Source organism: Shewanella sp. 11B5 (assembly GCF_002836795.1).
GTDB lineage: Bacteria > Pseudomonadota > Gammaproteobacteria > Enterobacterales > Shewanellaceae > Shewanella > Shewanella frigidimarina.
The window spans coordinates 1-8,439 of sequence record NZ_PJAP01000348.1 but is presented as its reverse complement, the minus strand read 5'-3'; the positions used below and the strand labels follow the sequence as shown (position 1 = coordinate 8,439).

The 8,439-nt window shown below is 41.6% G+C and carries 9 protein-coding genes; 6 read left to right on the top strand and 3 right to left on the bottom strand.

The genetic code is table 11. The annotated features are described in order from the left end of the window. Positions 1–222, bottom strand: a 222-nt coding sequence (locus CXF78_RS07465) for a nucleotidyltransferase family protein (RefSeq protein WP_180957083.1), incomplete at its 3' end; no start/stop codon positions are given. Further along, positions 219–1,247 (bottom strand): aminoglycoside phosphotransferase family protein, encoded by a 1,029-nt coding sequence (locus CXF78_RS07460; RefSeq protein ID WP_102036416.1) that lies wholly within the window; start codon positions 1,245–1,247, stop codon positions 219–221. The genes CXF78_RS07465 and CXF78_RS07460, both read right to left, overlap by 4 nt. Positions 1,248–1,390: 143 nt before the next feature. Here CXF78_RS07460 and lptD point away from each other — a divergent pair, with 143 nt between their 5' ends. From lptD to CXF78_RS07430, 6 genes are all read left to right on the top strand, one after another. After that, the gene (gene lptD, locus CXF78_RS07455; RefSeq protein WP_011638519.1) at positions 1,391–3,691 is read left to right on the top strand and encodes an LPS assembly protein LptD; all 2,301 of its coding nucleotides are present in this window, start codon (positions 1,391–1,393) and stop codon (positions 3,689–3,691) included. Between the two features lie 143 nt (positions 3,692–3,834). Further along, positions 3,835–5,139, top strand: a complete 1,305-nt coding sequence (gene surA, locus CXF78_RS07450) for a peptidylprolyl isomerase SurA (RefSeq protein ID WP_011638520.1) — start codon at positions 3,835–3,837, stop codon at positions 5,137–5,139. Between the two features lie 9 nt (positions 5,140–5,148). After that, positions 5,149–6,132 (top strand): 4-hydroxythreonine-4-phosphate dehydrogenase PdxA, encoded by a 984-nt coding sequence (pdxA, locus tag CXF78_RS07445; protein ID WP_102036415.1) that lies wholly within the window; start codon positions 5,149–5,151, stop codon positions 6,130–6,132. A gap of 9 nt (positions 6,133–6,141) precedes the next feature. Next, a complete protein-coding gene (gene rsmA / locus CXF78_RS07440) occupies positions 6,142–6,948 on the top strand; it encodes a 16S rRNA (adenine(1518)-N(6)/adenine(1519)-N(6))-dimethyltransferase RsmA (protein ID WP_102036414.1) in 807 nt (268 codons plus the stop codon). A 48-nt stretch (positions 6,949–6,996) separates the two neighbouring features. Then, positions 6,997–7,377 carry a Co2+/Mg2+ efflux protein ApaG gene (gene apaG / locus CXF78_RS07435; protein ID WP_102036413.1) on the top strand — a complete coding sequence of 127 codons (381 nt, stop codon included), beginning with the start codon at positions 6,997–6,999 and terminating at the stop codon, positions 7,375–7,377. Positions 7,378–7,380: 3 nt separating this feature from the next. Next, positions 7,381–8,199 carry a symmetrical bis(5'-nucleosyl)-tetraphosphatase gene (locus CXF78_RS07430; RefSeq protein WP_102036412.1) on the top strand — a complete coding sequence of 273 codons (819 nt, stop codon included), beginning with the start codon at positions 7,381–7,383 and terminating at the stop codon, positions 8,197–8,199. 30 nt (positions 8,200–8,229) lie between these two features. Here CXF78_RS07430 and CXF78_RS21620 read toward each other — a convergent pair. Further along, positions 8,230–8,439: hypothetical protein (locus tag CXF78_RS21620; protein WP_219622057.1), on the bottom strand; the 210-nt coding region annotated here is incomplete at its 5' end.

The window sequence follows — 8,439 nt, the reverse complement described above, 5'->3', positions numbered from 1 at the left end:
AATCTGCAAACCCCATCGACTACCATCACCTAGCATTTCAGGTAACTTATGCCCTAACCAAGCTTGATTAATCACGACCTCAGTCACACCAATTAACGCGAGTTTTTCTAAGTGATATTCAATTAAAGGTTTACCTGCAACACTCACTAATGGTTTAGGTAAGGAGTCTGTTAACGGGCGTAAACGCTCCCCACGACCTGCAGCCAGTATCATCACTTTCATGCTTCGCTTACCGCCTCATGAGTATTTTTGTGGTTTACTAACGGTAAAATCACCTTGTGGACCCACAGACTAAAATCGGCAATTTGTGGGTATTTAATCCCAATATCTGCGACATATTGCAAGGTTAATGGAATATCAGCCAGATAACCGCGCTTACCGTCACGATGATATAACCGCGCGAAAATCCCCGCGGCTTTGATATGGCGTTGTAACCCCATTAAATCAAACCACTTTGTATAGGTAGCAAAATCAACATTTTCATCAATCAATTGATGAGCTATAGCAAGCTGATAATGATATCGCATCAAGTGATTAACAATATCGTCCGGCCAACGCACGTAACAATCGCGCAGCAATGATACCGCATCATAAGTCACCGGCCCATACACAGCATCTTGAAAATCTATCACTGCTAGCGCTTGATCATTTATCAGTAAATTACGGCTATGGTAGTCACGATGCATACCCACTTTCGGTTGCGCGAGTACATTGTCTGTTAAGGCGGAAAACGTGGTCGCAATCATTTGCTGCTCATTGTCCGTTAATACGTAATCTAAATGCTCTTTTAGTAACCAATCGACAAAAATAGCTAATTCTCTTGCCACGAAAGTATCGTCGTAATCTGCTAACGGTCCATTGTCGGTTTCCGTTACCGTAGCAATGACCGGCAATAAGTTTAATGCCTGCTTATAATAGTCGGTTACATTGTCTTTATTCAGCACCGACAAGAGCTGTAATTCGCCCACATCAGTTTGTAAAACAAAACCATAGTCATTGCAGGTTGCAAGCACTTCGGGTACCAGTAATCCTGCATGTTGATAAGCTTTAGCCATTGCCAAGAATGGTGCTATGGGTACTAAGTCGATAGGTGAATCTGAAACGATATAATCAATGCCTTGATGATGAAGACGAAAATAACGTCGAAAACTGGCATCGCCGCAGATCAAGTTAATGGCAACTTTATCGCCGAAATATTGGTATAACCAGTTACTTAACGCGACAAATCTTGGGTCAGATAAAATCATCTCAATGGCTCTTAACGAAAAATTGCTTTATTATAGCCAGCATAACATTTGGAAACAGCTAAAGAATGGAATGTTTCATCTAGCTGAGTATCTTTTTCTCTCCAAAACTTTCCGGAATCAGAATTCATAAATTATTGACAACAATGCAGATCCGTTATTTTCTGGCACTAAGCCTACTCCCAAATATCGTGTTGGCTGATGAGCCAACAACGACCGAAGCGCCTTCATTGCAATGCGTTGTTGCTCCTCCTGTGTCTCGTTCATTCGAAGACCGTGAGGCATTAACCGGCATATCAGACGATCAAATTGTTATCATTAGTGATCACTCCAGCGTTGCTTACAATAATCAAGCTGAGTTTTCGGGTGATGTCAGTTTCAGCCAAGGACTTCGTCATATTGCGGCTGATAACGCTGTATTAGATCAAAAAGAACAACGCTTAAATGCAGACGGTAACCTTATCTTTAAAGATGAGTTATTTACCGTTACGGCAGATACCTTAGAAGCCCAGATGAGCACCAATAACGCCACCCTAAAAGGCGCTCAATATTGGCTACATGGGCAACAAGTGCATGGCGATGCTGAAAAACTACAGATCACTTCAGACAATAATCTATTGCTAACAAAAACCAACTTCACTACCTGTCCTCCTGGTGACGAATCATGGTTACTTGAAGCTGACATGATCAAAATTGACAGCAAAGAAGAATGGGGTGAAATTTGGAATGCCAAGCTGCGTATAGCCAATATTCCAGTGTTATATATACCGTATATGACTGTACCTGTATCGGATAAGCGTAAAACTGGTTTCTTATTCCCAAGTTTTAGTACCAGCACCACTAACGGTGTAGAAGTTAGTACTCCGTATTATTGGAATATCGCGCCAGAGTTTGACTTAACTTTCACACCAGACTTCATGTCTTCGCGTGGGCTATATACCAAAACAGAGTTTCGCTATCTTGCTGGAGAACAGCAAAATGGTCAGTTCAATGTTGAATATTTAGGCAGCGATAGTAAGCTAACGTCTAATGCTGACCGTTATTTGTATCACTGGAGCCATCAAGGCGCAGTTAACAAAAACTGGCGAGTGAGATCAGACTATACCGATGTGTCCGATAACAATTATTTCAACGATTTAAATTCTGACGTTAATCAATCAACCGATAACCAATTATCACGGATCGGTGAAGCCAGTTATTTTGAACGCGACTGGGACTTCAACATGCGCGTGCAAGATATTAAAGTGCTTGGCGAAGATGAAAAACCATATCAAGTAATGCCACAGTTAAACTTTAATTATCGTTCTGCAGACATTTTTAACACTATCGATTTTAAATTTAATTCAGAACTGACCAATTTCCGCCATCAAGATAACGAATATAATACCGCAACCCGCTTACATTTAGTGCCAAGCTTAATTTGGCCGATACAAGGGCCTGCAGGTTCATTTACCAGTGAAGTTAAATTACTGCAAACTCAGTATTGGCAGCAAAATATAGACGAAGACTCAACATTAAACGACAGTATAAGCCGTACGATCCCGCAAGCGCGTTTACATGGCCAGGTGAATTTTGAGCGAGCAACCCAATTGTTTGATGAACAATACCGTCAAACCCTGGAACCTCAAATTCAATATCTTTATGTCGGCTATGAAGACCAATCCAATATTGGTATTTATGACACCGCACAATTGCAAGAAGACTATTATGGTTTGTTCCGCGATCGCCAATATTCAGGCTTAGACCGTGTTGCAGATGCCAACCAGTTTACTTTAGGTTTTACTACTCGTTTATTTGATCAAACTAACCGCGAAAAACTCAAGTTTAGCGTAGGTCAAATCATGTATTTAGAAGACTCTAAAGTCAGTATTGACGATACGTACGAAGAAACTGCCCAGTCAACATCGGTATTAGCGGCTGAATTAGATGCCCAATTATACAACGATTGGTTTGTGAGCGGTTCAGTGCAACACGACACAGAAACGGGTGAAAACAAAAAGAATGAAGTCACTTTGGATTATCGTCCAAGTAGCGACCGATTATTGCAGTTAAGCTACCGATATGTACCCGACTTATTAAATACTAACACCAATGACCAAGTTGATATTTCCCAAGCTGGCGTACGTACCTCGTGGCCTATTAGTGACAACTTATATTTTGTCGGCAACTACTATTACGATCTCAATGAATCTCGTAATATTGAAACTTACACAGGCGTACAATATGAGTCATGTTGCTGGGCATTGCGCTTAAGTTATCATTATCGTATCAAAACCAACTATGACGATGATTTATCAGAAAGCATTGATGGACGCGAAGAGTTTGAAAGCGGTGTTTACCTAAACTTTGTCATTAAAGGTTTAGGTGGTTCAGGTCCGTTAGGGGTAGACGACATGTTAAATGAAGGCTTATTTAACTACCGTAAACCACTTTACTTGAGGAATTAGCATTCTTTTGTGATAGATTGCTGAACCTAGCGACAAACTCATAGTCCAATAACAACAAACATGCTGTTGAGTATGAAGTAGTAACCTTATTTTGGCGATGTATTGCCAGTTTTATTGAATCGAATGTGCCAAGGATTTTGTGGATGAAACACAGTAAAAAAATAATTTTTGCATTACTAGCGTTAGCTATGAGTAACACCAGTATGGCTGCGCCAATGCCATTAGATCGCGTATCAGTACAAATTAATGATGGCATCATTCTTGAGAGTGAAATCACCAACATGGTTTCAACTGTTAAAGCCAATGCTAAAGCAGCGAATCAAACATTACCATCTGACGATGCCTTGCGCACTCAGGTAATCGAACGTCTCATTTTAACTCATTTGCAAATGCAAATGGCTGAACGTATCGGCCTGCAGATTGGTGATTTACAATTAGACCAAACGATTGAAAATATTGCTAAAGAACAAAAAGTAACCGTTGCGCAAATGCAGCAGACTATTGAAAGCGAAGGTACGAGCTTTAGCCAATATCGCGAACAGTTACGTCAAGAAGTCACCCTAGGTGAAATTCAGCGCATTCAAGTGCAACGCCGTATTCAGGTTTCACCACAAGAAATTAGTGGTTTAGTGAAATTGATTCAAGAACAAGGCTTAAAAGATGTTGAGTTTCAAATTGGTCACATTCTAATTGAAGTACCAAGCAACCCAACGAGCGAACAACTTGAAGGTGCTAGCCGCCGTGCAGAAATCGTGCTTAAACGTTTAAACAATGGCGATGATTTCCGTAGTACCGCTATTGCGTCTTCATCAGGTCCTAAAGCCCTAGAAGGCGGGATCTGGGACTTTATGAACATTAACGAAATGCCAACCTTGTTTGCTGAAGTTATCAGTAACGCCAAAAAAGGTGACATAATCGGTCCGATTAAATCGGGTTCAGGATTCCATATTATTAAAGTAGTCGACACTCGTGGTTTACAAACCCAAGAAGTTGAAGAAGTAAAATCACGCCATATCCTGTTAAAGCCATCTCCGATATTGTCGGAAGATCGTGCTAAAGCGATGTTAGCTAACTTTTTAGCTCAAGTTCGTGCAGGTGATGCTGATTTTGCTAAATTAGCTACTCAGTACTCTGAGGATCCTGGTTCTGCAGCTAAAGGTGGTGAGTTAGGTTGGGCAGACCCAAGCATGTATGTGCCAGAATTTACTCAAACACTAGCCAGTCTTCAGGAAGGCCAATACAGTGAGCCTTTCCGAACTACTCATGGCTGGCATGTTGTCCAACTTGAATCGCGTCGCAAAACAGATGCCACTGAACAATTTAACAGTAACCGTGCTCATCAATTAATCTTCCGTCGTAAGTTTAATGAAGAGTTACAAAACTGGTTAGACGAAATGCGCTCTGAAGCGTATATCGAAATCGTTGAGCCAGAAAGCAAACGAGGCTAAGCAAAATTAATGACTAAACGTATTGCCATCACTCCCGGCGAACCAGCTAGTATTGGTCCCGACTTAGTCATCAAACTCGCTCAACAGGCATGGCCTGTTGAGTTAGTTGTTTGTGCCGACCCCAATTTACTCATGACACGAGCAAAAATGCTTGGACTGCCTTTACAACTCAGGCCGTATCAACCATCGCAACCACCGAAGCCGCAAACAGCAGGCACATTAACCATTGCTCCTTTTGCATTAGCTGAAGAAGTTGAGTGTGGTGTACTGAATGAAGCTAACAGCGCTTATGTAGTAGAAACCTTGCGCTACGCTGGTGAAAAAAATATGTCGAATGAATTCGACGCGGTTGTTACCGGTCCTGTGCACAAAGGCATTATTAACCAAGCAGGTATTCCGTTTAGCGGTCATACCGAATTTTTTGCAATACAAGCCAATTGTGCAGATGTCGTCATGATGCTTGCAGCACCAGGGTTACAAGTGGCGCTAATGACCACACATATACCATTAGCTTACGTTGCAAAAGCCATTACCCGCGACAGACTGCATCACATTATTACCATTTTGCATCGGGAATTGGTCAGTAAATTTGGTTTAGGTTCACCCAAAATTTATGTGTGTGGACTCAATCCACATGCAGGAGAAGACGGCCATTTAGGCCGTGAAGAAATTGATACCATCATACCTGCGCTCAACGAGTTACGAGAACAAGGCATGGATATTGTTGGCCCGTTGCCAGCCGATACCTTATTCCAACCTAAGTATCTTGAACAAGCTGACGTAGTATTAGCTATGTATCATGACCAAGGATTACCTGTGCTTAAATCATTAGGTTTTGGCAAGTCGGTCAATATCACCTTAGGTTTACCTTATATTCGCACCTCAGTCGATCACGGCACCGCGCTAGAATTGGCCGGCAGTGGTAAAGCGGATTGCGGCAGTTTTACCTGTGCATTAAACAAAGCCATCGAATTGGCCTCAAAAAGTAAGTAACCCATTTTAATGAGTAATAAAGTACATTTAGGCCACACGGCCAGAAAGCGTTTTGGACAAAACTTCTTAACTGATCAAGGCGTAATTAGCAGCATAGTCGGCGCTATTGCACCTGATAACGATCATGTAATGGTTGAGATTGGGCCCGGTTTAGGTGCATTAACTGAACCTGTTGCAGATATGATTGATAACCTAACCGTTGTTGAATTAGATCGTGACTTGGTGAAACGCTTACAATATCACCCAGTACTTAAAGACAAACTGACCATTCACCAAGGTGATGCGTTACAGTTTGATTTTGGTCAGTTGCAACAGCCTGGCAAGAAAATGAAAGTGTTTGGTAACCTTCCTTACAATATTTCAACGCCACTGATGTTCCATTTGTTTGAGTTTGCAGAACAAATAGAAACGATGCATTTTATGTTGCAAAAAGAAGTGGTTTTGCGCTTATCAGCAAGCCCTGGTACCAAAGCTTATGGCCGTTTAACGGTGATGGCACAATATTATTGCCAAGTAGTACCAGTATTAGAAGTGCCACCAACAAGCTTTACCCCTGCCCCAAAAGTTGATTCTGCAGTGATAAGATTATTGCCTTTTGAAGTCAAACCTTGGCCGTGTAAAAATGTTGATGTATTAAGACACCTAGTCACGACAGCATTTAATATGCGCCGTAAGACTTTGCGTAATAATTTAAAAACCTTACTGTCAGACGAAGACTTTGCAGCACTGCAAATTGATGCGAGCCTGCGGCCAGAACAAATTAGTGTCCCACAATATGTGGCAATGGCTAATATGCTGTGTGACAAAAAAGATTAATTATAAGGGCATGCATATTGAGCATGCCCTTTTGCTTTAGGACATAATATGAGCCAAGTTGAATCGCCTATTAAAATTAAAGTCGACACCCAATACTTAGAACAACAATCAGATGTCGCCGATAATAAATACCTATTTAGCTATACCATTACCATCATCAACCTGGGTGATAACAAGGTGACTCTTAAAGACCGTCATTGGATTATCACTGACGCTGACGGCGAACAGAATGAAGTAAAAGGCCCCGGTGTTGTAGGGGAAACCCCCACAATTGCACCTAATACGGCTTACCAATATACCAGTGGCACTGTGATGGAAACGCCAGTGGGCTTTATGCAAGGATCTTATGGTATGGAAAATCATAAAGGCGAGCGATTTTTAGCAACGATTCCGCCTTTTCGTCTTGCTGTTCCTGGGATATTCCAATAAGTCATGGCACACTATTTTGTCGGTGATATTCAGGGGTGCTATTCAGAGTTACAACTATTGTTACAAAAAGTGGCTTTTAACCCGTCCAAAGATCAACTTTGGGCCGTGGGCGATCTTGTGGCAAGAGGTACTGAATCGTTAGCAACACTCCGTTTCTTCCAGTCGTTACAAGATTCAGCAAAAGTGGTACTGGGCAATCATGACTTACATCTTTTGGCTCTGCACGGGAAATTGAAGCGGCCCCATCCACAAGATCATCTTGATGAATTACTCAACGCTCCTGATATTGATAATTTAGTCAATTGGCTCCGCAAACAACCCTTAGTCAGAACCTTACCTGAACACAATATCATCATGACCCATGCTGGTGTGCCTCCACAATGGGATATAGCAATCCTTGAACATGAAGCTGAGCAGGTCAGTTTTGCATTACAGCAAGATGATTATCTAAGCGCATTAATTGCCAAAATGTACACAGAAGATGCTGAGCACTGGTCTCCATCTTTGCACGGTATCGACAGACTACGTTATTGTATCAATGCATTAACACGTATGCGTTTTTTACACCTTGATGGTCGTCTTGATTTTAAATGCAAATTACCGCCTAGCGAACAGCATTCTACCGAGTTACGCCCATGGTTTGAGTTTGCATCTAAAACAGCGCCGCAAAACACCCTTATATTCGGTCATTGGGCGGCGTTAATGGGCCAAACAGGTAAACCGCACGTTGTCGCATTAGATACAGGTTGCTGCTGGGGAGAGCATTTAACATTATGGCATCTTGAAAAGAATGAAATAATTACCCAAAAAAGGTTAATTTAACGTTAAACTAAAGTACCATTTAGCCGATAGTTAAATGTAGAATTTATTACGCTTGCCTGAGAAACAATCGCCCTTTAATAAATTCAATATCGTGATATGCGATAACACATACAAGATAAAAATCAGGATCAAATAATAATAGCCGGAGTACTGTATGAAAATTAATGTAGCGACCAGAGTCATTGGCGGTTTTACCGTGGTGACACTGTTATTGATGGTGCTCGGTGGCGTGACTATGCT